The following is a 21,210-nucleotide window of genomic DNA, read 5'->3' as shown; positions in this document are numbered from 1 at the left end:
GCTCTGGGTATGGGGAAGAAGAATCCCGCCCGTGTCGCGAGTATGAAGCCCAAGAAGAAGTGCTGCCGCAAATCAACGCGATGCTTGCGCTGTCCGGTCGTCATCCACCGCATGAGCAAGGTCGACTGTGACTCGATGTCGAAGAAGAAGGCCAACAAGGCACTGAAGAAGGCACGCGCAGCCTGACCACCAAAAGCGGCTATCCCTGCAGGTCAGCGAGCAGTTCTGGAATCCACGCCCGATCGTTCGGCACTATCTCCCCGCGAGCGTCCATCGCGTTCAACAGGTCGGCATCGACCCAGCGGAGATCGAGATGCTCGGTCGCATCCGGGGCCCCGGAGACGATCCGAGCGCGGATGGCGATCAGTTCCAGCCCCGGTTTCGGACGCACCGACACGTCGAGCCGCGCGCCGACTCGGACGTCGACGTCTAATTCCTCACACAACTCGCGTCCGAGGGCCTGATCGAGCGTTTCGCCCGGTTCGACCTTCCCGCCGGGCAGTTCCCAGAGCCCGGCGAGCTCCGGCGGATACGCGCGCTGCGCCAGCAGCAGACGCCCGTCGCCGGAGTAGATCGCGCCAGCCACCACGATCGCCCCACTCATCCGCGCACCACGCCGATCCGTTCGGGCATCGGGGTGAGCGACACGCGCTGTCCGACAGCGACCGCGGCGTCGGACACCGCGTCGACAGTCCGGCCGTCGATCTCCGCGCGCACCCGCCAGGTTCCGATCAGCGGCACCGAGCGGGTGATGACCGCCTCCCCGACCGCATCGCGGTCAGCCCGAAGCGAGTCCGGACGCAGCGCGACACGGCACGGGCCGTCGGGGACGTCCGCGAGATCGGCGTCGACCGCGATGGAGCCGAACGGCGTCGCGAGCGCCGCCGAACCGATAGAGCCCTCAACGATGTCGGTGGCGCCGAGGAACCGCGCCACCTGATCGTCCGCGGGACGCCGCCACAGTCGTTGCGGCGCCGCGGTGTCGACGATAGATCCGGCGCGCATCACGCTGACGACGTCCGCCATCATCGCGGCTTCGCCGTGATCGTGGGTCACGACGACCGTCGGAGTGCCGGATGCCCGCACGATGTCGGCGATCGCGACGGCGAGCTCGTCGCGGAGCCTACGGTCGAGGGCGGCAAGCGGCTCGTCGAGGAGCAGCAGACGCGGCTGCGGAGCCAACGCTCGCGCCAGCGCGACCCGTTGCGCCTGCCCGCCGGACAATTCGGTGACCCGTCGATCCGCAGCGCCCGGCATCTGGACGAGGTCGAGGAGTTCGGCGACCCGCGTGCGAGCCTGCGCACGCGAGATACCGCGGCGCGCCAGCCCGTACGCGATGTTCTGCCCGACGGTGCGCCCCGGGAACAATTGACCGTCCTGGAAGACGACGCCGAAGTCCCTGCGGTGCACCGGAATTCGGTGCAGGTCCACGCCGTCGAATGCGACGGTCCCCGACGCTACGGGTTCGAGCCCGGCGATCGCCCGCAGCAAGGTCGACTTCCCGCACCCGGACGGCCCGAGCAGCGCCGTCACAAGTGCATCGCCGCCGACCTCCCAGTCGACGCCGTGGACTACCTCGTCGGACCCGTATCGAACCGACACGTCACGCAGCGTCAACACCGTTTCCGCCTCCTGTCACCGGTTCTCGTATGCGCCGCGAGCTCGACGGCGGCGACGACCATCGCGCTGACCGCAACGAGCAGGACGGACGCGGCCATCGCTGCCGCGTAGTTGTCGGCGCCCGGTCGGCCCATCAACGAGCCGATGAGGACCGGCAGCGTGGTCGTATTGGCCCGAGCCAGGAACGTCGTCGCACCGAATTCACCGATCGCCATCACGAACGCGAACGCAGCGGCCGCACTCAACGACCTAGCGGTGAGCCGAAGGTCAACGGTAGCGAACACACGCGGGCCCCGCGCGCCGAGCGTCGCCGCCGCATCCCGCAGCCGCGGCGGCACTTGCTCGAGGGCGGGCACCATGACGCCGACGACCACCGGGATCGCGATCAGCGCCTGCACACACGGGACGATCAACGGCGACGCCGCCACCTCGTACGGCAGTTCCGCCAGCGCCAATGTGTACCCGAATCCGAGGGTGACCGCGCTGATCCCCAGCGGGAGGATCGACAGGAGGGCACCGGCGCGAGCGACGAACCCGCCGCCCCTGGTCAGCGCCGCCGCGGTGACGAGTCCGACGGCGACCGCGATCACGGTCGCCAGCAAGGCGCTGGTCACCGAATACCGCAGAGACGCGACGGCCGACTCGCCGTAGGTGTCGTCGAACATCGCGCGATAGCCGGCGAGACCCCAGCGCCCGCCCGGACGCAACGACCGGATCACCAGCGTCGCGATCGGAAGCACCAGCCACACGCCGATCCACGCGAGGACGGCGATCACGGCGATCCAGCCGAATCCACGAGGATGCTCGGCGTGCGAGGTCGCCCCGCTCTGCGGTACGCGAGCCGAGCCGAGCACGCGGGCGACGGCGAGCGCCGCCAACACCACGCCGATCTGTAATACCGACAGAGCGACCGCATCGGGCAGCCTCGCGTAGCCGATGCCCTGCAGGTAGATCTCCGTCTCCAGGGTGCGCGCGGTTCCGCCACCCAAGATCACGACGACGCCATAACTGGTGGAGCAGAACAGGAAAATTAACGCGAACGCGGCCGCGGCAGCGGGCAGCAGACGCGGTGCGACGACGTCAAGGAACGCTCTGGTCGGTGACGCCCCCAGGGCTCGCGCGGCCGCGACCTGTCTCGGGTCCACCCGTTGCCACGCTGCCGAGACCACGCGCACGACGACGGCGACGTTGAGGAACGTGTGCGCCGCGATGATCGCCGTCCACCCCTGTTCGACGCCGAGGAACGCGAGTGGACCGTCGAACACCGCACGGAACGCGACGCCGACGACGACGGTCGGCAGCACGAACGGCAGCGTCACAATGACGCGCAGCAGGCCCGTTCCCGGGAGCTTCACCCGGGAGAGCAGCCAGACGATCGGCGCCGCCACGACGAGCGCGGCCACCGCCGACACGGCGGCCTGAAGCACGGTGACGCCCAGCAGGCCAAGCGCCCCCGTCCGCGACCACGACTGCGTGAGCGTGGTCGCGTCGTCGTCGTCGAGGGCGCGCATCACCAGGACACCGAGCGGCCACGCGAAGACGACCGCGGTGAACAACAGCGGAACGAGCGCACCGAACCCGCGTGCCACGCCGAGCGCACCGCGTGAGCGAAACGTCAGCGTTTCACCGTCTCGCGCCACTGCGTGAGCCATTCCTCACGATGCTTGTTGATGTAGTCGGGGTCCATCCGTACGGTCCACGCCGGAGCGGGTGCTCGCTGGCGCCAGGAGAAGGGCAGCTGAACGCCCTTCTGGACGGGATACACGTACATCGAGGTCGGTAACGCGGCCTGCACGTCGGGGCTGAGCAAGAAGTCGACGGCCTTCTTCGCGCCCTCGACGTTGCGCGCCCCCTTGAGCACGCCGACGTACTCGATCTGCGCGAAGCAACTGTCGAGGATGGCGTGGGTTCCGGGCGTCGCGGCTGGACTCGACGCGTACGAGACGACGATCGGCTTGTCGCCGTGGCCCTCGCCCGCACTAAAGACCTGGTTGTAGGCGATCTCCCAGCCCGCCACGACCTGCGCACCGTTGCCGCTCAGTTTGCGCCAGTAGTCCGGAGCATCCTTCCCGTAGCGGCCGACGGTCGATAGGAGGAAGCCCATACCGGGCGACGACGTCGCCGGATCCATGAGCACGGTCAGGTCGCGGTACTTCGGTTCGACCAGATCGTCGATGCTGTTCGGCGCCTCGAGGTCGTTGCTGTCGAACCACGCTTCGTCGACGTTGACGCATACGTCGCCGCGGTCGACGGCTGTCAGCTCACCGGGGTGACCGTCTACCGCGTATTCGGCTGCGCCGTTCTTCGCGAGCGGTGACGTGTAGGGCTCCAGCGCCCCTGCGTCGATCGGCCGGGCGGCGAAGGTGTTGTCGATGCCGAACACTGCGTCGCCTTTGGGCGATCCCGGCGTCAGAGAGACCACGGACGACAGTTGTCCGGCATCTCCGGATCGCACGATGTTCAGTTTGAGCCCGGTATCGTCCTGAAACTTGTCGAGCAGCTTCTGTGGGAGCTCGAACGAGTCGTGGGTCAGTAAGTTCACCTCGTCGGCACCGTCGGACGATGTACACGCGAACGAACTGGCTGCGACGACGGCGACGACGCCGAGCGCCAGTATCCGACGCATCGTCTGCGCTCTGCGTTTCACTGCGCGGTTCTCCACTCGGCGGTCTCCTGCGGTCTCTGTGGCGTGCTGTCCGCCGTAACGGAGCACCGGTTCCTGACGAATCTAACCAGGAGACGGCAGATGTATCGAGGCTACTGGTCTTCGATGACACAACCGTCACACCATGTTTCACACAGGTAACAATTTTCACATCAGCCTCAGTAGTTTCAGGGTGTTCGCGTTAGACTCGCGTCACCGTCCGTCCCATCTACCGATTGGATCCGCAGTGCGATTCGCGCGCATCAGCCGCACCGCCACCCTCGTCGCCGCCCTCGCGGTGACCGGCGCTCTCATCGCCCCGGCCACGGCACACGCCGAGCCCGCCACCACTGCCGAAACACCGTCCGAGCAGACGATCCCGCTCCCGGACAAGGCGCCCGATGTCGACCCCGAGATCCTCAAGTCACTCGGCACCTTCGCACCCGCGCTCCTCGGCTCGGTCGCCACGCGCGACGAGAACGGGAAGGTAGACACCGCCCTGCTCGACCAGGCGCGCAACCTCGCCGACAACCCAGCCGTCCCGGAGCAGGCAGGTGCCACCTGGCGCAGCCTCATCGACTTCCTCGGCGAACCCGGCAAGCAGAAGGCCGTCGCGGCGGGCGCGATTCCGGCCGCCAAGCACGACCCGGCCAAGCACGACGCAGCCAAGGACAAGGACGCTCCGAACATCCCGACCGGCCCGAAAAAGCCCCGGATCCAGCAGTTCCTGTACCCGACCCTCGGTTTCGGCTGCATGCCCGGCAACGGCAACTCGGTCGGCATGGCACTGGTCACCGCGGGCCCGCAGGCCGCCCCCGCCCCCGGCCCGAAGCGCGGCCAGGCCGGCTTCGTGTACACGAGCCTCGGAACTGGTCCGGCGAAGGCCTCGTCGTCCCACCGGCTGTACGTCTCCTGGCTAAACCTGGAGAACGGCCGTACCGGACAGACCACCCTGAAGCCGAACGCGCGGATCAACGCCACCAAGGGCCCGGGAACCTTCACCGGAATCGCGAAGACCGGCCGTGGCCGCATCGTCTCGACGATCTACGGCGAGGTGACCACCAAGACCAAGGGTCGCACCGTCTCGTGCATGATCGCGCCGACCATCGGCACCGCGATCATCTGACACCAGACCGCGACACGACAGTGCCCTCCGGGTCGAACCCGGAGGGCACTGTCGTGTCGCGGCAATGTCACAACTCGGACTCACTCCTTGAGTTTCACTCTCTCGACGCACCACCATTAACTTCAACATCATTTGTCACACCAGCAACACTGCTTGTGTGGCGACTCAGCAGTTGTGGAGGAAGCCAGTGGCAGTCGTCAGAAACTCGGTTCGTGTCGGAATCGTCGGCGCAGCGGCAGCATTGGCAGTGACCCTCGGCGCTCCCGGGCACGCGGCCGCGAAACCCGAGACGGCAACGCCAACCGCGCCCGCGCCCGCGACCCCCACTACACCGGGTGCACCGACGACGCCCACTCCAGACGGCGAAACGCCCTCTCTCTCCGGCATTCCGGGCGACGCCGAACTCGCCGAATTGCTGCGCGCCCTCAAACAGTCCGGTGGCGACCAGTCCGCGATCGGTGCGCTTTCATCGATCCTCGGCTCCGAAGGGCAGGTCGACCCGTCCGGGCTGTTGACCAGCTTCGGAATCAACCCCGACGCGCTCGACTCCATCCTGCCGACCTCGCCGGAGACGACTGATCCGAGTCCGGTGTCGGGCACCGCCACGACACCGGCCGCGGAGAAGGCGAGCGGGGGCGAGGTGATCGGCACACTCGAGAAGCTCACCGGAACCCAGATGCTCTCCCCCGCGATCGCGCCGTTCTGCGCCGCCCCGACCGACGACAACCCACTCGGCATCGTGACGGCTCCCGCCGTCGCCGCGCCCGGACCGTGGCCAGTCGCCGAAGACTCCGCCCTGGCGAATCTGCTGCGCGGCACCGGAGCCGACAAACTCCTCAAGCTCGTGGATCCGAACGCGTCGAAAGCCTTGCAGGCGGTCGACGACGGCGAGACCGCGTACGCGCTGGTTCCGCCGTCCAAGCCCGACTCGGACAACCTCCAGGTCGCCTGGTTCAACACGTCGACCATGCGGGGTGGACTGGAAGCCCTCAAGCCCCTCGGCGCCGACAAGTCCGCGGGCCCCCTACTGAAGGCGCTCGCCGCGGCCGACGGATTCCACGGAATCCGCATGGCACGCGCGTCGACCGGTAAAGGCACGGTCCTGTCCGCGGTCTTCGGCACCACCACAACCGGCGGTCGCACCTGCTACTTCCTCCCCGCACTCGGCGCAGTCACCAACGGTTGACCCCACCGAACGCCACGCTCACCGCAGAAGACTCGAGGACCCATCATGACCGCGCACCCCCGCCGCATCCTCCCCGCCCTCGACCACGGACGGCCGAGGCGCCGTGCTCTCACCTCGCGTCCAGCGGTCACGGTCGGAGTCGTCGTCATGGCGGCCGGACTCGTCGGCGCCGGAGTCTGCACCACCCAGGCGTTCGCCGACCCCGAAAAGTCCGCCGACGAGACGGCACGCGGCGGTCAGACCGCCGGCTCGGTATTCGCGAGCAGGCCGGTCTCAGACGGTGGCCTCATCACGGGCGCCGCGAACGGTCAGCAGTACAGCTTCTGGACCCAGGGCAGCGACGACCGCACGCATCTGACGACAGCGGTCGTGCTGACCCCCAAGGGCAAAGCTCCGGCGGGCGGGTGGCCGGTAGTCGCATACGCCCACGACGCCGACGGAGTCTCGGAAGACTGCGGTCCCACACAGACGAGAGTCGCCCGCGACACCGACGCTGTGTCTGATCTTCTACGTGCGGACTACGCGGTGGTCGTCCCCGACTACTCGGTCATCGGCACCGACGGTTCGCCGCAGTACGTCGACTACTCAGTCGCTGCCAAGGGCGTGACCGATGCGGTGCGGGCCGCCCTCGATGTCGAGCCGTCACTGTCGCCGCGTTGGGCGGCGGTCGGCGACGGGCAGGGGGCAGCTGTCGCTGCCGATCTCGCGAAGACCGCGTCGTCGGGGTCGTCGAAACTCGACTTCCGGGGCGCGACGGCGACCGCTCTCCCCGTTGGATACGCCGACGTCGTGACCGGCCTGAGCCCTCAATCGGCGAAGGTGTCGGGGTCGACGGTCACCGACGTCGTCTACACACTCGCGTCACTCCCGTCCGATGAGGTGACTCCTTTGCTGTCGACCCGCGGCCGAGAACTCGTCACCAAGGCCGGCCATGTGTGTGCGCCTGCCCTCACCAAGGCGATCGGATCGTCGAACGTCGCGGACCTGGTGCGTAAGCCGATCTCGTCGAAGCGGACGTTGACGGCCGACCTCGGTAAGCAGCTGGCATTGCCGTCGAGCGGATTCAGCCGCCCGATCATGTTGAGCCAGAAGCTGGTCGACGACGACACCGACATTGCGGCCAGTCTCGGGTACCTGACAACCGCTCAGCTCGCAAGCAACAAGGTGTCAGCGAAGACCTATCTGACGGGCGACACACGGGACGCCGATCGTCAGGAGAAGTCGGCGCTCACCGCGTTCCTGAAGAAGCTCTTCTAAGTCAGAGCGGAGCCGTCACCAACTGGGCGAGGTGGTCGCGCACGTCCGGTACTGCGGGTTGACCATCGGAACCCAGGCGAGCGCACCGACCTTCTGCTTGATCGTCAAGCGCACCGGTCCCGTGCCCGGGTGCACGACGGCCTCCCACTGGTAGTGGGTGGTCCGCGTGGGAACAGTCACCTTGCCGCTGCGCCCGGTACGCAGGTTCTCCCACTTCACCGTCGTAGAGATCGTGTACTCGGTGACGTTGCCCCATTGCCCTCCGGAGCGAGGATCGTTGGCCCGCAACGAGATCGCGGGACCGCGCAGCCCGTCTGACGGAAACTTGATGCCACTGTAGAGGTCGATGGAGACGGGGATCCGCGGCGCGGGCCACGGGTCGGCGACCGAGCATCGGATCGTCTTCACATAGTGCTCGCCGACCCACGGCGCCGCCGCAGCGTCCGGCACCGCGACCGCCATGCCGACGCCCGCCAGTGCGGTCACCGACAGTGCAACCGCACCGCGCCTGATGGACGACATGTGTGAACCCCGCTTGAGCCCCTGTTCGCGCATGCAGTCAGTGTGCCACCGCATACCATGGCGTCATGGCGAATCTGCAGATTGCTCAGGACCCGGCCGCAGACGAACTGCTGTCGACGGACGCGTTCGCGCTCGTGACCGGAATGTTGCTGGATCAGCAGTTTCCGATGGAGCGCGCGTTCGCCGGCCCGGCGAAGATCGCGGAGCGTTTCGGGTCGCTCGATCCGGAGGCGATCGCGGCGGCCGACCCAGAGGTGTTCGCCGACCTGTGCGCCACGCCTCCGGCCGTGCACCGGTACGGACGATCGATGGCCGGGCGCATCCAGGAACTGGCCCGCGTGGTGATCGCCGACTACGACGGCGACACCGAGTCGATCTGGACCACCGCGAAGACAGGTAAAGAACTGTTCGCCCGAATCCGAGCGCTTCCCGGTTTCGGCGAGCAGAAGGCCAAGATCTTCACGGCCCTTCTCGCGAAACAACTCGACGTGAAACCGAGCGGCTGGACGACAGTGACCGGCGACTACGGGAAGAAGGGTTTCCGCTCAGTGGCCGACGTCGTCGACGGCGATTCCCTGATCAAGGTCCGCGAGTTCAAGAAGGCCGCGAAGGCCGCCGCAAAGAAGTGAGGAGTTCCTGCAACCGCCAGGTACACTTCCGCGCATGAGCAGGTCCCCGATCGACCCACGCGACATCATCAGTCTGCCGTTCCGCGTTGGATTCGCGACGACCGGCGTCGTCCTCGGTACCGTCGAATCCGTAGTCAACGTCGCACGACTGACCGCCGGCAGCATCGAGACCGAAGTGAACGAGGTCCTCGGCGTCCAGTCCGATGCGGGCATCGCGTCGGTGCGCGCTCCGCTCGCGATCCTCAGCCAGGTGGCCGATCTCCTCGGGCCGGATCGGCCGTTCGGCAGACTTCTCGCCAACGGCGGCCCACTCGACCGGCTGGTCCAGCCGGGCGGCGTCATCGACCGTCTCACCGCACCGAACGGCCTACTCGAGAAGCTGACCGAGCAGGGCGGCATCCTCGATCAGATGACCGATGAGAAGGGCATGCTGATGCGGGTCGCCGCCAAGGACGGCCCCCTCGACCGACTCACCCGCGACGGCGGCGTCATCGACCAATTCACCGACAGCGAGGGCATTCTCGAACGCCTCACCTCCGAGGGCGGTTTCCTCGACCTGATGACCGACGAGAACGGCATCCTGATGCGACTCGCCGCCAAGGACGGCCCCCTCGACCGACTCACCCGCGACGGCGGCGTCGTCGACCAGTTCACCGAGAACGAAGGCATTCTGGAGCGTTTGACGTCCCAGGGCGGCATCGTCGACAAGCTGACCGCTCCCGACGGAATCCTGGAGAAGCTCGCCAAGCAGGACGGGCTCCTCGACCGCGCCGCGAGCGACGAGGGCCTGCTCGACCAGTTGCTCGGCGAGGGCGGCGCGCTAGACCGTCTCATCGAGGAGGGCGGTCCGCTCGACAAGTTCACCGAACTGTCCGAAACGCTCGCGTCACTACCGCCGAACCTCGCCGCGATGCAGGAGACCGTTGACCGACTCAACGACATCGTCGAACTCCTCAACGCGTCGGTCGCGCCGATCGGCGGGCTCGCCGAACGCTTGCCCAAGCGACTGACTCGCGGCGGCAACGGCCGAGGCGCCGGCCCGTACGAGCAGTTGCCGCCGATGGACTGAAAGTCCTTCTCCCCGTAGGCCGCTCTTCACTCTGGGGCCAGATCCTCCTGCGCGCCCCCATCTCGTCTGATAGGACCGAAAGCGTCGAAGAAATCGACGTCGTTCCCTATCGAGGAGATTGAATCGAATGAAGCGACTTGACGGCCGGGTGGCGTTGGTGACCGGTGTGGCGAGAGGGCAGGGACGGGCGCACGCTGTGCGGCTGGCGCGTGAGGGAGCGCATATCGCGGGCATCGACATCGCGGGCCCGATCGACAACATCCCGTACGACCACGCGACTCCGGACGACCTCGCCGAGACGGCGCGGCTCGTCGAGGCCGAGGGTCGGGAGTCGATGCTGGTGCAGGGCGACGTCCGTGACCTCGCCAACCTGAAGAAGCTGGCCGCCGACACGGTACAAAAGTGGGGGCGGCTCGACGTGGTGGTCGCAAACGCGGGCATCTGCATCCCCGCCACCTGGGACGAGTCGACGCCGAAGATCTTCCAGGACACCCTCGACATCAATGTGACCGGGAGTTGGAACACCGTCATGGCGACGGCCCCGCACCTGATCGACACCGGTCGCGGCTCGATCATCCTGATCAGCTCGTACGCGGGCAAGAAGATGCAACCGTTTATGGTGCACTACACGACGAGCAAGCACGCGCTGACCGGTATGACGCGTGCGTTCGCGGCAGAACTCGGCGCACACAACATCCGCGTCAACAGCGTCCACCCGGGCGCGGTCGACTCCCCGATGGGCTCGGGCCGGATGCAATCGCGCATCGCCGAGACCAACGAGGCCAATCCGCGACTCGCGCCGATGGGCACGCCCTTCCTCAATAAATACGCGGCGTCGACCGATCAGATCGCCGACGCCGTCGCCTTCCTCGCATCGGATGAGTCGTCGTTCATCACCGCCGAGCATCTGTCCGTGGACGGCGGCGCCCAGTACTTCTGAACCCGGACGGCCGTCGCGCGAGGCTAGTTCGGCAGGTCAGCGGAAGCGCTGCTCCAGGAGCGTCATGTACCGGTCTACGTCGGTGGCGATCGTCCCGCCCGCGCAGACGGACACGGTGACAGTGTCACCGATGCCGTGCACGCCGTGGGTGAGCGAATGGACGCAGCTCAGGGCCGGGAAGCCAGCGGTGAGCAGTACGCGTCCGCCCGCGAACGTCAGGTCGGCCGGACCGCGGTTCACCGACGACACGACCGTCCATCCGGACACTGCGGCGGGCGGTGGCGCGTCGGCGCCGAGCCGGACCGCGACCGCGGCGAGCACTGCCGGAGCTGCGCCCGCGGCACGGCGGGATGCGACCAACGCGGCCGAGTCGATGCGGCGGCGCGCGGCCGCCAGTTCGTCACCGATCAATCCGGCCCGGCGTGCCCGGTCGCGCTCGTCCGCGTGCAAGTTGACCCCGGCCGTCTGAAAACGATTGCGCGCCAATACTTGCGCCTCCGGCCGGTCGGCGAACGCGACCGTGACCTCGGCGCAGGCGTCACGCGCGGGCGCGTCCAGAAAGCCCGGGAGGATGTCGGCGATGCCCGCGAGTACGCCAGCGGTGACCGATCGTCCTCCCGCCTTCGCCGCCGCGACCGGCATCGTGAGGGTGCGCAGTTCACGAGTGGCGCCAGGATCGGTGTTCCCGCGCGTCAGAGGTACCGGGGCCGCGACGCGTCGATGGTCCGACGCCGTCCACGCCCCGACACCGAGCACGGTCGCACGCATCACCTGCGGCCCGATCAGGATTGCGCCGCGTAGCGCCGCGAGCATACCGGTGTCGACCGAGACAGGCGCGTCACGAGCAGTTCCGGGGAACTCTCCGCCGAACAACGCGCGGGCGATCGCCGATGCGCGTCGACCATCGCCCAACGCGTGCGAGATCTGCAACACCGCCACCCGAGCCGGCCCACCCGCCCCGTGCACACCCGATACCCCGTCGAAGACGTGAACTCTCCACAATTCGCGCCCCCACAACCGCGGGACGCCAGCGATCTCACCGAGCACACCGGCCCAGTCGTACGGACCGGGCCGGACGACGACCGCGTCGTCCCGGACCGCCGCGGGCACCCAGCGAGGGAAGTCGAGATCGCTGGGAACCGACTCGACGGCCAGATGCAGATCGGCGACCGCCGCCGCGCTCCGACGCACCTGAGCGACCAACGACTGCGGCGACGCCGCCGTCGACGCATCGAACGCGAACAGCAGGAACTGGTCGTTCGCAGCGAACCTCGACGCCCAGTACATGGCCGCGTCGGCAGGCGCCATCGTGTGCACGTTGCTCCTTCGGGTCTCGGCTCCGCACGACCAGCGTAAAAGGTCTCGACTGTGCTCGGCCAGCACGCGGGCAGGAGGGGCACGAGCAGTGACCGGACGACAGATGAATAATGCCATTCATGGATGACAACATCGCTGCCGGTGACATCGACCCGGCCACTCCGATCGTCGTTGGCGTCGGGCAGGCGTCCGAACGGCTGGACGACCCCGACTACAAGATGCTCGGCGAAGCCGATCTCGCGGCGATCGCGGTCCGTGAAGCATTCGCCGACACCGGAGTCGACCAGGCCGCGGTGGCCGGGCTGATCGACGTCGCGGCCGCGGTCCGCTCGTTCGAGAAGTCGAGTCCGGCGTCGTCATCGCCGCTCGGTCGTCCAGACAACATGCCGCGCGCCGTCGCACAGCGGACCGGAATGGATCCGCGGCACGCCGTCGAAGAAGTGACCGGCGGCCAGAGCCCACAGCATTTGGTCGCCGAATTCGGAGCCGAGATCGGCGCGGGGCACACCGACGCGGTCCTCCTGTTCGGCGCCGAAGTGATGTCGACGGTGCGAGCCGCCAAGAAGTCCGATAGCCGTCCCGACTACACCGAGAAGGTCGGCGGGCAGCTCGAAGACCGCGGGTTCGGGATCGCCGGACTCACCTCAGTCGACGAGGTCCGTCACGGCGTGATGGTCCCGATCGCCCAGTATTCGATTCTCGAGAACGCCCGCCGCCACCGCCTCGGCCGATCGCGCGCCGAATACGCGGCGCAGATGGGCGCATTGTTCGCGCCGATGTCACAGATCGCGGCAGGGAACCCACACTCGTCGACCGGCCACGTCTACTCGGCTGCCGACCTCGCCGTCCCAAGTGACGAGAACCGCCGTGTCTGCGTCCCGTACACCCGGCGACTCGTCTCCCGCGACCAGGTGAACCAGGCTGCGGCGGTGGTGTTGATGTCGGTCGGCGCAGCACGGCGCGCAGGCATCGACCCGTCGCGGTGGGTGTTCCTCCACGGATACGCCGACCTGCGCGAGAAGCCGATGATGCGACGTCCGGACCTTTCGCAGGCCCCCTCCGCCGTCGCCGCCGTGCACTCGGCGTTGGAGATGGCGGGCATCGGACTCCGCGACGTCGACGCACTCGACATCTACAGCTGTTTCCCGATCGCGGTGTCGAACGTCGCCGACGCGTTCGGCCTTGACCCCGACGATCCACGCGGCCTCACCGCGACCGGCGGACTCCCCTACTTCGGCGGCCCCGGCAACAACTATTCGATGCACGGTATCGCCGAGATCGTCGACCGTGCCCGTCGAGCCCCCGGGTCCTTCGGACTGGTGGCCGCGAACGGCGGCATCCTCAGTAAGTACTCGGTCGGCGTCTACTCGACGGCTCCGGCCGAGTGGCGGCCGCCGACCTCGGCCGCCGTTCAGCGCGAACTCGATGCCGCCCCGGACGTCCCGATCACCCGGTACGCGGACGGTCGCGCCGTCATCGAGTCGTTCACCGTCCTGAATCCCGACCGGGCCGACCGCGCGGGCACTGTGATCGGCCGACTCCACGACGGCACCCGGTTCATCGCGACCGCAGAAGGCGACAGCCTCCTCGACCTGCTGTGCGGACCCGACGATCCGATCGGCCGAACCGTGTACGCGCGATCGTCCGCGCAGGCGAACGTGGTCACGTCGACCCGCGCCGAACTCGATGAACGCCACCCGCGGCCGACACCCGCGTTCGCCGCCGAGTACGAGCATCTGATCGTCGAACGTCACGGACGCGTCCTCGAAGTCACGATCAACCGACCAGACTCCCGGAACGCGATCAGCCCGACGACCAACGCCGAACTCGACGCCGTGTTCGACGCGTACTTCGCCGATCCCGAACTGTGGGTGGCAATCCTGACCGGTGCGGGCGACAAGGCGTTCTCCTCGGGCAACGACCTCGCGGCCAGCGCAGGCGGCTCCGGCCTGTCGATGCCGGAGAACGGGTTCGCTGGGCTGACCGCACGGCCCACCTTGCCGAAACCGGTGATCGCCGCGGTGAACGGTTTCGCGCTCGGCGGCGGCCTGGAGATCGCATTGGCGTGCCACGTGATCATCGCGGACGAATCGGCGACCTTCGGCCTGCCGGAGGTGAAGGTCGGGCTGGTCGCGGCCGCGGGCGGCCTCGTGCGGCTACCCCGGGTGCTGCCTCCTGCGCTTGCCCGCGACATGATTCTGACCGGTCGACGCGTCGACGCCGCCGCGGCGCTCGCGCACGGTCTCATCTCGCGGGTCGCACCACGCGGCGAGGTTCTGGACACCGCTCGCGCGGTCGCCCAGGAGATTCTCGCGGCGTCGCCCGCGGCCGTTCGGGCATCGCTCTCGACGATGGCCGCGGCGGACGCCACACCCGACACGGTGACCGCGGTCCGCGACAGCCTGGCGGTACTCGACGACATCCTCGTCAGCCCGGACACCACCGAAGGGATCATGGCGTTCGTGCAAAAACGCCCGCCGCGATGGACCGGCCGTTGATCCGAGGCGATCGCAGATAAAACTTGGAAGTCCAACCTATTGATTTAGTTGGACTTCCAAGTTTATTCTTGCGGCATGCCCTATCCAGTTCTGACCGACGACGACCGGCTCGTCGTCGACACCGCACGCGATTTCGCCCGCAAACGCCTGGCCCCGAACTCCCTGCAGTGGGACGCGACCAAGCACTTCCCCGTCGACGAGATGGTCGAAGCCGCATCGCTCGGCATGGCCGCCATCTACACGCGCGACGACGTCGGCGGCTCCGGCCTGCGGCGCATCGACGGCGTCCGAATCTTCGAGGAACTCGCCAAAGCCGACCCGGTGACCGCAGCGTTCCTCTCAATCCACAACATGTGCACGTGGATGGTCGACACGTACGGCACGCAGGCGCAGCGCAGCACATGGGTGCCGCGGATGGCGTCGATGGACGCGATCGCCAGCTATTGCCTCACCGAGCCTGGCGCGGGGTCGGACGCGGCAGCCCTGTCGACGTCGGCGCGACGCGACGGCGACGAGTTCGTTCTGCGCGGCAGCAAACAGTTCATCTCCGGCGGCGGAGTCAGCGACGTCTACATCGTGATGGCACGGACCGGCGACGCCGGCCCCCGTGGCATCTCCACGTTCATCGTCCCCGCAGGGACGCCGGGAATGTCGTTCGGTCCGGCCGAAGCGAAGATGGGCTGGCACAACCAGCCGACTGCCCAGGTGATCTTCGACGACGCCCGTGTCGGAGCCGACGCGATGCTCGGTGGCCCCGACGGCGACGGCACCGGCTTCTCCATCGCGATGAACGGACTTAACGGCGGCCGCCTCAACATCGCGGCGTGCTCACTCGGCGGCGCGCAGTCCGCCTACGACGCGGCGCTTGCGTATACCGCGGACCGTGAGGCGTTCGGCGCTCCGTTGATCAACGAGCCGACGATCCGCGCGACTATCGCCGACATGGCGATGAACCTCGAAGCGTCGCGTCTGATGCTGTGGCGGGCCGCCGACGCACTCGACTCGGGCGACCTAGACAAGGTGGAACTGTGCGCGATGGCCAAGCGGTTCGTCACTGAAGCGTGCTTCACCGTCGCCGATCAGTCACTGCAGCTTCACGGCGGGTACGGGTACCTCCACGAGACCGGTGTGGAGAAGATCGTCCGCGATCTGCGCGTGAACCGCATCCTGGAAGGAACCAACGAGATCATGCGGATGGTGATCGGCCGTGCCGAAGCCGCCCGCGTCAGCAACGAAAGGAAAACGCGATGAAGATCGCATTCGTCGGACTGGGCAACATGGGTGGGCCGATGGCCGCGAACCTGATCTCCGCCGGACACGAGGTCGTCGGATTCGATTTGTCGGCCGACGCTGTCGCCGCGGCCGTCGAGCACGGTGTCACCTCGGTGGAGAGCGCGGAAGCAGCGGTCGTCGGCGCCGACGCCGTCATCACCATGCTGCCGAGCGGCGCGATCGTGAAGGGCGTCTACGCGTCGGTGCTCGACCGCGCCGCCGCGGGCACGCTGTTCATCGACTCGTCGACCATCTCCGTAGAGGATGCGCGCGAAGTGAACGCTCAGGCGACCGCGGCAGGCATGCTGCAGGTTGACGCACCGGTGTCCGGCGGCGTGAAGGGCGCGACGGCGGGCACGTTGGCATTCATGGTCGGCGGCGACGACGCGTCGGTCTCAGCCGCGCAACCGGTCCTCGATCCGATGGCGGGCAAGATCGTGCCGTGCGGCGGCGCGGGCAATGGGCAGGCCGCGAAGCTGTGTAACAACATGATCCTGGCCGTCCAGCAGATCGCGGTCGGCGAAGCGTTCGTCCTCGCGGAGAAGCTCGGCCTCGCCGACCAGGCACTGTACGACGTGGTGACCGGCGCGACCGGCAACTGCTGGGCGTTGCACACCAACTGCCCGGTCCCCGGTCCGGTCCCGAGCGCGCCGTCGGAGAACGATTACCAGCCGGGCTTCGCGACCGCGTTGATGAACAAGGATCTCGGCCTCGCGATGGCCGCGGTGTCGACGGCCGGTTCGTCTGCGCCGCTCGGCACGCACGCCGCCGAACTCTATTCGGCGTTCGCCGCGGAGAACGGCCACCTCGACTTCAGTGCCATAATCGACACCCTGAAGTGATTTCACCCAGTGGAGGAGGGGCCAGTGCGCGACGAGAACGATCCGATCGCATTGGCCCGTTCCCACTGGGAGGACGCGGGTTGGGGCGGCGACGTCGCCGACGGCATGGAGGCGGTCACCTCGGTGATGCGCGCGCACCAGATCATGCTCGCTCGCGTGGAGTCTGAGCTGAAACCGTTCGGGTTGACGTTCGCGCGGTTCGAACTTCTGCGGCTGTTGGCGTTTAGCCGCTCGGGAGCGCTGCCGATCTCGAAGGCCAGTGACCGTCTGCAGGTCCACGTGTCCTCCGCGACGAACGCCGTCGCACGTCTCGTCGACGTCGGTCTCGTGCAACGCCGTCCCCACCCGACCGACGGTCGCACAACGCTGGTCGCCATCACTGACTCGGGACGCGACCTCGTCGAGAAGGCGACTGTCGCGTTGAACTCGGTGTTCGCCGACATCGGTCTGCCACCCGACCAGTCACGCGCGCTAGTCGACGCCATCCGCACTCTGCGGCAGTCCCACGGGGACTTCTGAAAGCCGACAGTCGATGTCCGCCGCCTGCCGCGCAAAATGCGGTCCCCGACGTCGTTCTCGTGAGCGCGGTACCGTAGACGGTGTCGTCCTCACAGACGACACCGAACGGGGAACTACCGCTCGGTCGTGTTCGATTATCGGAGGGGTATCACATGGGAATCGCAGACGACGCTCAGAACAAGGCAGACGACCTCAAGGGTCGCGCCAAGGAGGCCGCAGGCGCGGCCACCAACAATGACGACCTTAAGCAAGAGGGCCAGGCAGACCAAGGCCTCGCGGGTGCCCGCGAGAAGATCACCGAAGCCGCCGACAAGGTGAAGGACGGCATCGACTCCGTCAAGGACAAGCTGTCGGGGCGCTGACTCTCACTGACGCAAGAGGCCGGGACCGCGCTGCGGGCCCGGCCTCTTGACGTCGGTCAGAACGAACGTCTGAGCCTCACGCGGCGAGCTTCAGTCCGATGACGCCGCCGACGATCGCCACGATGCAGACGATCTTCGCCAGGCTCGCGGCCTCGGTACCGGTGGCCATCGCGTAGATGACCGTCGCGGTCGCACCGATGCCAACCCAGATCGCGTATGCCGTACCCGTGGGGAGGTCGCGCATCGCGTACGCGAGTCCACCCATACTGACGACGAGCGCAATGAAGAACACGATTGTCGGCGAGAGTCGGTGTAACCCTTCGGATCTGCCGAGCGCGGTGGCCCACACGGCTTCGAAGAGACCCGAGATCACTAGAACGATCCATGACATGACGATTCCCGTCTCCACCGTCTTGTCGCGGACCGGGTACGGCGGGCTCGTCCGGGGCCGCAGACGCGGCCACACGGTCGAGAATACGCACCGCGGTATCCCAGGTGAAGGCCTGATGTGGTGGAGTCGATCACCTTGATACTCGATATAGGCGGGCCTACCGTGAGTACATGAGTCACCCGAGAGAACTGGTCCGCGAACCCGTCGTCTACCGGCTCGCGGCTGCCGGTCAGGCCGCTGACGCCGTGGCGTGCATCGGGCCGATCCCCTACATCGCCCGCTGTCTGGACTCTGTCGAGTTTCCGGCCGAGTACCGCTGGATCTTCCCGATTGTCAAAGGCGTGTCGGCGGTCGGGCTCGCCGCCGCGCCCAGGTTCCCGGGCCTCGCCCGCCTCACCACCGTCATGTTGACGATCTATTTCGTCCTCGCTGTCGGCTCGCACGTCCGCACCCGCGACATCGGTCTCAACTTCGCGGCGTCGTCGTCGATGCTCGCGTTTTATTCGACTCTCGCGGTGACGGGTCCGCCCCAGGCGCAGTCCGTCCGGTCTCAGACGAGTCCCGCCTGAACGGCGACCACCGCTGCCTGCACGCGTGACGGCGCGTCAAGCTTCATCAGCACCCGGGATACATGGGTTTTGACCGTCGACTCCCCGATGTCGAGTCGCCGCGCGATCTGCATATTCGACAGTCCGGCGCCGATCCCGGCGAGAACGTCTCGTTCCCGTTCGGTGAGCGCGGACAGATCGGCGCCTGCGGTCGCGGACCGTCCACGCATGGCGTCGACGACGACTCGCGTCACCTCTGGGTCGAGAACGGCGTCGCCTGCCGCGACGCGTAGGGTCCCGTCGACGAGTTCCGCGCCCGACGCCGTCTTCAGCAAGAACCCGGACGCACCCGCGGCGAGCGCGCCGAGCACATAGTCGTCGATGCCGAACGTCGTCAGCACCAGGACACGCACGCCGGTCGACGCGGTGATCGTCTCTGTCGCGGAGATCCCGTCCACCTGTGGCATCCGGACGTCCATTAGGACGACGTCCGGGTGGACCTGAGCCGCGGTGCGGATCGCGGCGGCGCCGTCTGCGGCCTCTCCGACGACACTGATCCGTCCGGACGCCTCCAACACCATGCGGAGTCCTTCGCGGACCGCCGCATGGTCGTCGGCCAGCACCACGCGCACTCTTCGCCCGCCGCTCACCGTCCGCCGCTGTTCACTCATCGGGGTACCTCTGCGGTCACGATCCACTCATTCCCGTCGGGTCCGGCATCGGCTCGGCCGCCGATGCTCTCCGCCCGGACCTGCATGTTCACTATCCCTCGACCCGCAGCCGCGGGCGGGAAGGACATCTCGTTGCGCACCGTCAACCGCACCCGGTCGGCGAGTTCGGCGACGACGACGCTCACCGTGCGCCCGGGCGCGTGTCGCGTCGCGTTGGCGAGTGCCTCACCCGCGATCCGGGTGAGTGCCGCTTCCACCTGATGCGGCAGATCGGCCGGGTCGCCGTCCACCGTGACCGTAGATCCGACAGCGTCGGCCGCGGCGATCAACGGTTCGAGGGAGGTCCAACGAACGGTGGTCCTCTCGTCGCCGTCAGCGGCGAGGACGTCGATCATCGCGCGGAGCTCACCGAGCGCGGCGATACTGTTCCGGCGTATCGAGTCGACGATCACGGACGGCTCGTCACAGTCCCGAGCGGCTTCGGACAGGATCGCGATGGCCGAGACGTGCCCGGCGACCGTGTCGTGCAGTTCACGTGACAGGCGGCGACGCTCGTCAGACAGCGCCTCGGTCCGTTCGGCATCGGCTCGGGAGATCGCTGCCGTCTTCTCCGCGTCGGACGCCCGCCTGGCTGAGGTCACCGCCAGTGCGTAGGTGAAAGGTGACAGGAGGAAGGCGATGCCGATCAGCCCGACGAGAACGCCGACCCGCACACCGCCGGCCAGCGCACCGACGACGGCGAGCCCGAGCGTCAGGAGCGTACACACGGCCACCACGACGTGTTGCACGGTCCGCGAGCCGCGCACCGCGCACAGGAACACGACGTCCGACATCGCGATCCACAATGGCAGCGACGGCCCCCAGACCGCGTCGACCGCGAGCAGCGCGCACATCACGCCGAACGCGAGCGCGGGACGTGCGCGGGCGGCGAGGGCGATGCCGAGAGCGGCCGTGAGCAGCAGCAGTTTTATGTACCACGGGTAAACGTCGTGGTCGGAGAAGAATGTGAACGCGCCGCACGCCCACAGCAGAAGCCCGACAGCGAACGTGCCGACCGCGGCGAGGTTCGCCGGCCGCGACAGGTCGGATTCGCCCAGCAGAGACTTCATCGCTTTCCACTACAGCACATTCCCGGCCTGCTCGGGTCCCCCGAAAGTCGGACCCCGCGCGCGCCGACTGACGGATGCGCACGCCACGATTCGGGTGGACGCTGAAGCCATGAACGACTTCGCCGACCCCGTCCTCGTCACGATCGCCGCGTGCGAGATCGGATTCTGGGTGTTCGTCGTCGGCGGTTTGGCCCTGCGCTACCTCGCGCGGAAGCCGCGTCCGTCGATGATCGTCCTGGCATGCGTGCCCCTCATCGACGTGGTGTTGCTCGTCGCCGTGACGATCGACTTGGCGCACGGTGGCGAGGTTGGTTTCGCACACCGTCTGGCGCCGATCTACCTCGGCTGCACCGTCATGTTCGGGCATCGGATGATCGCGTGGGCTGATGCCCGGTTCGCCCACCGCTTCGCGGACGGTCCCGAACCCCACAAGGTGCCGGCCTCTGGCCCGGAACGGCGACGCTACGAGTGGGCCGATTTCGGACGGTGGCTCGGCGCTGTCGGCATCGCCGTCGCGATCACCGGCCTCCTCGGTGTCACTGTCGCCGACTCCGCGCAACGCGAAGCCATGGTCGGCGGCCTCGGCATCCTGGGCACGGTCACCGTCATCTGGTTGCTTACCGGCCCGGTCTGGTATTCGCTCAGTCGAGACTGATCCCCTCCGCTACCTCCGCCGAGCTCGGTGCGG

The 21,210-nt window shown here is 67.7% G+C and carries 23 protein-coding genes and 1 riboswitch; of the genes, 14 read left to right on the top strand and 9 right to left on the bottom strand.

What is annotated here, in order from left to right; genetic code table 11:
- Positions 1–9: 9 nt before the first annotated feature.
- Positions 10–186: a hypothetical protein gene (locus tag MP11Mi_RS12385; RefSeq protein ID WP_420039216.1), complete on the top strand. Its 177-nt coding sequence runs from the start codon at positions 10–12 to the stop codon at positions 184–186.
- A 13-nt stretch (positions 187–199) separates the two neighbouring features.
- On the opposite strand, the gene MP11Mi_RS12380 is transcribed toward MP11Mi_RS12385, so the two are convergent.
- The 4 genes from MP11Mi_RS12380 to MP11Mi_RS12365 are packed head-to-tail and all read right to left on the bottom strand — an operon-like array spanning position 200 to position 4,246.
- The gene (locus tag MP11Mi_RS12380; RefSeq protein WP_420039215.1) at positions 200–604 is read right to left on the bottom strand and encodes a (deoxy)nucleoside triphosphate pyrophosphohydrolase; all 405 of its coding nucleotides are present in this window, start codon (positions 602–604) and stop codon (positions 200–202) included.
- A complete protein-coding gene (locus MP11Mi_RS12375) occupies positions 601–1,620 on the bottom strand; it encodes an ABC transporter ATP-binding protein (protein WP_420039214.1) in 1,020 nt (339 codons plus the stop codon). The genes MP11Mi_RS12380 and MP11Mi_RS12375 overlap by 4 nt, the downstream gene beginning before the upstream one ends.
- Complete coding sequence (locus tag MP11Mi_RS12370) at positions 1,614–3,272, bottom strand: ABC transporter permease (protein WP_420039213.1); 1,659 nt, start codon at positions 3,270–3,272, stop codon at positions 1,614–1,616. Before MP11Mi_RS12370 ends, MP11Mi_RS12375 begins: the two co-directional genes overlap by 7 nt.
- Positions 3,236–4,246, bottom strand: coding sequence for a thiamine ABC transporter substrate-binding protein (locus tag MP11Mi_RS12365; RefSeq protein WP_420042086.1), 1,011 nt, complete (start codon positions 4,244–4,246; stop codon positions 3,236–3,238). The genes MP11Mi_RS12370 and MP11Mi_RS12365 overlap by 37 nt, the downstream gene beginning before the upstream one ends.
- Before the next feature lie 265 nt (positions 4,247–4,511).
- Between MP11Mi_RS12365 and MP11Mi_RS12360 the strand changes: the two genes are divergently transcribed.
- The 3 genes from MP11Mi_RS12360 (at position 4,512) to MP11Mi_RS12350 (ending at position 7,833) form a co-directional block, all read left to right on the top strand.
- Positions 4,512–5,390: an Rv1157c family protein gene (locus MP11Mi_RS12360; protein ID WP_420039212.1), complete on the top strand. Its 879-nt coding sequence runs from the start codon at positions 4,512–4,514 to the stop codon at positions 5,388–5,390.
- A 187-nt stretch (positions 5,391–5,577) separates the two neighbouring features.
- On the top strand, positions 5,578–6,576 hold the full coding sequence (locus MP11Mi_RS12355; RefSeq protein WP_420039211.1) for a hypothetical protein: 999 nt from the start codon (positions 5,578–5,580) through the stop codon (positions 6,574–6,576).
- Between the two features lie 45 nt (positions 6,577–6,621).
- Positions 6,622–7,833 (top strand): alpha/beta hydrolase, encoded by a 1,212-nt coding sequence (locus tag MP11Mi_RS12350; protein ID WP_420039210.1) that lies wholly within the window; start codon positions 6,622–6,624, stop codon positions 7,831–7,833.
- 15 nt (positions 7,834–7,848) lie between these two features.
- Here MP11Mi_RS12350 and MP11Mi_RS12345 read toward each other — a convergent pair whose 3' ends face one another.
- Positions 7,849–8,388, bottom strand: coding sequence for a hypothetical protein (locus tag MP11Mi_RS12345; protein ID WP_420039209.1), 540 nt, complete (start codon positions 8,386–8,388; stop codon positions 7,849–7,851).
- A 32-nt stretch (positions 8,389–8,420) separates the two neighbouring features.
- Here MP11Mi_RS12345 and MP11Mi_RS12340 point away from each other — a divergent pair, with 32 nt between their 5' ends.
- From MP11Mi_RS12340 to MP11Mi_RS12330, 3 genes are all read left to right on the top strand, one after another.
- Positions 8,421–8,984, top strand: coding sequence for an HhH-GPD-type base excision DNA repair protein (locus MP11Mi_RS12340; RefSeq protein ID WP_420039208.1), 564 nt, complete (start codon positions 8,421–8,423; stop codon positions 8,982–8,984).
- Positions 8,985–9,018: 34 nt separating this feature from the next.
- Positions 9,019–10,053 carry a hypothetical protein gene (locus MP11Mi_RS12335; protein ID WP_420039207.1) on the top strand — a complete coding sequence of 345 codons (1,035 nt, stop codon included), beginning with the start codon at positions 9,019–9,021 and terminating at the stop codon, positions 10,051–10,053.
- A gap of 127 nt (positions 10,054–10,180) precedes the next feature.
- Positions 10,181–10,993: a mycofactocin-coupled SDR family oxidoreductase gene (locus MP11Mi_RS12330; RefSeq protein ID WP_420039206.1), complete on the top strand. Its 813-nt coding sequence runs from the start codon at positions 10,181–10,183 to the stop codon at positions 10,991–10,993.
- 36 nt (positions 10,994–11,029) lie between these two features.
- On the opposite strand, the gene MP11Mi_RS12325 is transcribed toward MP11Mi_RS12330, so the two are convergent.
- Positions 11,030–12,301, bottom strand: coding sequence for a hypothetical protein (locus MP11Mi_RS12325; RefSeq protein ID WP_420039205.1), 1,272 nt, complete (start codon positions 12,299–12,301; stop codon positions 11,030–11,032).
- Positions 12,302–12,429: 128 nt separating this feature from the next.
- Here MP11Mi_RS12325 and MP11Mi_RS12320 point away from each other — a divergent pair, with 128 nt between their 5' ends.
- The 5 genes from MP11Mi_RS12320 to MP11Mi_RS12300 all read left to right on the top strand — a co-directional run bounded on the left by MP11Mi_RS12320 (position 12,430) and on the right by MP11Mi_RS12300 (position 17,803).
- Positions 12,430–14,808, top strand: a complete 2,379-nt coding sequence (locus MP11Mi_RS12320; RefSeq protein ID WP_420039204.1) for an acetyl-CoA acetyltransferase — start codon at positions 12,430–12,432, stop codon at positions 14,806–14,808.
- A 75-nt stretch (positions 14,809–14,883) separates the two neighbouring features.
- The gene (locus MP11Mi_RS12315; protein ID WP_420039203.1) at positions 14,884–16,059 is read left to right on the top strand and encodes an acyl-CoA dehydrogenase family protein; all 1,176 of its coding nucleotides are present in this window, start codon (positions 14,884–14,886) and stop codon (positions 16,057–16,059) included.
- Complete coding sequence (gene mmsB, locus MP11Mi_RS12310; RefSeq protein ID WP_420039202.1) at positions 16,056–16,922, top strand: 3-hydroxyisobutyrate dehydrogenase; 867 nt, start codon at positions 16,056–16,058, stop codon at positions 16,920–16,922. The genes MP11Mi_RS12315 and mmsB overlap by 4 nt, the downstream gene beginning before the upstream one ends.
- A 24-nt stretch (positions 16,923–16,946) precedes the next feature.
- The gene (locus MP11Mi_RS12305; RefSeq protein WP_420039201.1) at positions 16,947–17,441 is read left to right on the top strand and encodes a MarR family winged helix-turn-helix transcriptional regulator; all 495 of its coding nucleotides are present in this window, start codon (positions 16,947–16,949) and stop codon (positions 17,439–17,441) included.
- A gap of 152 nt (positions 17,442–17,593) precedes the next feature.
- Positions 17,594–17,803 (top strand): CsbD family protein, encoded by a 210-nt coding sequence (locus tag MP11Mi_RS12300; protein WP_420039200.1) that lies wholly within the window; start codon positions 17,594–17,596, stop codon positions 17,801–17,803.
- A gap of 76 nt (positions 17,804–17,879) precedes the next feature.
- Here the strand turns inward: MP11Mi_RS12300 and MP11Mi_RS12295 are convergent, their stop codons facing one another.
- Positions 17,880–18,194: a DMT family transporter gene (locus MP11Mi_RS12295; protein ID WP_420039199.1), complete on the bottom strand. Its 315-nt coding sequence runs from the start codon at positions 18,192–18,194 to the stop codon at positions 17,880–17,882.
- Between the two features lie 11 nt (positions 18,195–18,205).
- Positions 18,206–18,269: riboswitch (guanidine-III (ykkC-III) riboswitch) on the bottom strand.
- Between the two features lie 95 nt (positions 18,270–18,364).
- On the opposite strand from MP11Mi_RS12295, the gene MP11Mi_RS12290 reads away from it, so the two are divergent.
- Entirely contained in the window at positions 18,365–18,763 is a 399-nt protein-coding gene (locus tag MP11Mi_RS12290; protein ID WP_420039198.1) for a DoxX family protein, read from the top strand.
- On the opposite strand, the gene MP11Mi_RS12285 is transcribed toward MP11Mi_RS12290, so the two are convergent.
- Both MP11Mi_RS12285 and MP11Mi_RS12280 read right to left on the bottom strand, forming a co-directional pair.
- Positions 18,745–19,413, bottom strand: a complete 669-nt coding sequence (locus tag MP11Mi_RS12285) for a response regulator transcription factor (protein ID WP_420039197.1) — start codon at positions 19,411–19,413, stop codon at positions 18,745–18,747. The two genes, MP11Mi_RS12290 and MP11Mi_RS12285, sit on opposite strands and share 19 nt — an antisense overlap.
- The gene (locus MP11Mi_RS12280) at positions 19,410–20,522 is read right to left on the bottom strand and encodes a sensor histidine kinase (RefSeq protein ID WP_420039196.1); all 1,113 of its coding nucleotides are present in this window, start codon (positions 20,520–20,522) and stop codon (positions 19,410–19,412) included. The genes MP11Mi_RS12285 and MP11Mi_RS12280 overlap by 4 nt, the downstream gene beginning before the upstream one ends.
- 109 nt (positions 20,523–20,631) lie before the next feature.
- Here MP11Mi_RS12280 and MP11Mi_RS12275 point away from each other — a divergent pair, with 109 nt between their 5' ends.
- On the top strand, positions 20,632–21,177 hold the full coding sequence (locus tag MP11Mi_RS12275) for a hypothetical protein (protein WP_420039195.1): 546 nt from the start codon (positions 20,632–20,634) through the stop codon (positions 21,175–21,177).
- Positions 21,178–21,210 lie beyond the last annotated feature (33 nt).

Source organism: Gordonia abscondita, assembly GCF_032711245.1.
GTDB lineage: Bacteria > Actinomycetota > Actinomycetes > Mycobacteriales > Mycobacteriaceae > Gordonia.
This window is presented reverse-complemented; position numbering and strand designations above follow the sequence as displayed.

Excerpts from the sequence above, each read along its gene's own strand:
- MP11Mi_RS12335 (WP_420039207.1), top strand. The coding sequence starts at position 9,019 with ATGAGCAGGTCCCCGATCGACCCACGCGACATCATCAGTCTGCCGTTC.
- MP11Mi_RS12345 (WP_420039209.1), bottom strand. The coding sequence starts at position 8,388 with ATGCGCGAACAGGGGCTCAAGCGGGGTTCACACATGTCGTCCATCAGG.
- MP11Mi_RS12280 (WP_420039196.1), bottom strand. The coding sequence starts at position 20,522 with ATGAAGTCTCTGCTGGGCGAATCCGACCTGTCGCGGCCGGCGAACCTC.
- MP11Mi_RS12365 (WP_420042086.1), bottom strand. The coding sequence starts at position 4,246 with ATGCGTCGGATACTGGCGCTCGGCGTCGTCGCCGTCGTCGCAGCCAGT.
- MP11Mi_RS12340 (WP_420039208.1), top strand. The coding sequence starts at position 8,421 with ATGGCGAATCTGCAGATTGCTCAGGACCCGGCCGCAGACGAACTGCTG.
- MP11Mi_RS12385 (WP_420039216.1), top strand. The coding sequence starts at position 10 with ATGGGGAAGAAGAATCCCGCCCGTGTCGCGAGTATGAAGCCCAAGAAG.
- MP11Mi_RS12320 (WP_420039204.1), top strand. The coding sequence starts at position 12,430 with ATGGATGACAACATCGCTGCCGGTGACATCGACCCGGCCACTCCGATC.
- MP11Mi_RS12275 (WP_420039195.1), top strand. The coding sequence starts at position 20,632 with ATGAACGACTTCGCCGACCCCGTCCTCGTCACGATCGCCGCGTGCGAG.
- MP11Mi_RS12300 (WP_420039200.1), top strand. The coding sequence starts at position 17,594 with ATGGGAATCGCAGACGACGCTCAGAACAAGGCAGACGACCTCAAGGGT.
- MP11Mi_RS12315 (WP_420039203.1), top strand. The coding sequence starts at position 14,884 with ATGCCCTATCCAGTTCTGACCGACGACGACCGGCTCGTCGTCGACACC.
- mmsB (WP_420039202.1), top strand. The coding sequence starts at position 16,056 with ATGAAGATCGCATTCGTCGGACTGGGCAACATGGGTGGGCCGATGGCC.
- MP11Mi_RS12380 (WP_420039215.1), bottom strand. The coding sequence starts at position 604 with ATGAGTGGGGCGATCGTGGTGGCTGGCGCGATCTACTCCGGCGACGGG.
- MP11Mi_RS12370 (WP_420039213.1), bottom strand. The coding sequence starts at position 3,272 with ATGGCTCACGCAGTGGCGCGAGACGGTGAAACGCTGACGTTTCGCTCA.
- MP11Mi_RS12290 (WP_420039198.1), top strand. The coding sequence starts at position 18,365 with ATGAGTCACCCGAGAGAACTGGTCCGCGAACCCGTCGTCTACCGGCTC.
- MP11Mi_RS12350 (WP_420039210.1), top strand. The coding sequence starts at position 6,622 with ATGACCGCGCACCCCCGCCGCATCCTCCCCGCCCTCGACCACGGACGG.
- MP11Mi_RS12285 (WP_420039197.1), bottom strand. The coding sequence starts at position 19,413 with ATGAGTGAACAGCGGCGGACGGTGAGCGGCGGGCGAAGAGTGCGCGTG.
- MP11Mi_RS12295 (WP_420039199.1), bottom strand. The coding sequence starts at position 18,194 with ATGTCATGGATCGTTCTAGTGATCTCGGGTCTCTTCGAAGCCGTGTGG.
- MP11Mi_RS12325 (WP_420039205.1), bottom strand. The coding sequence starts at position 12,301 with ATGGCGCCTGCCGACGCGGCCATGTACTGGGCGTCGAGGTTCGCTGCG.
- MP11Mi_RS12330 (WP_420039206.1), top strand. The coding sequence starts at position 10,181 with ATGAAGCGACTTGACGGCCGGGTGGCGTTGGTGACCGGTGTGGCGAGA.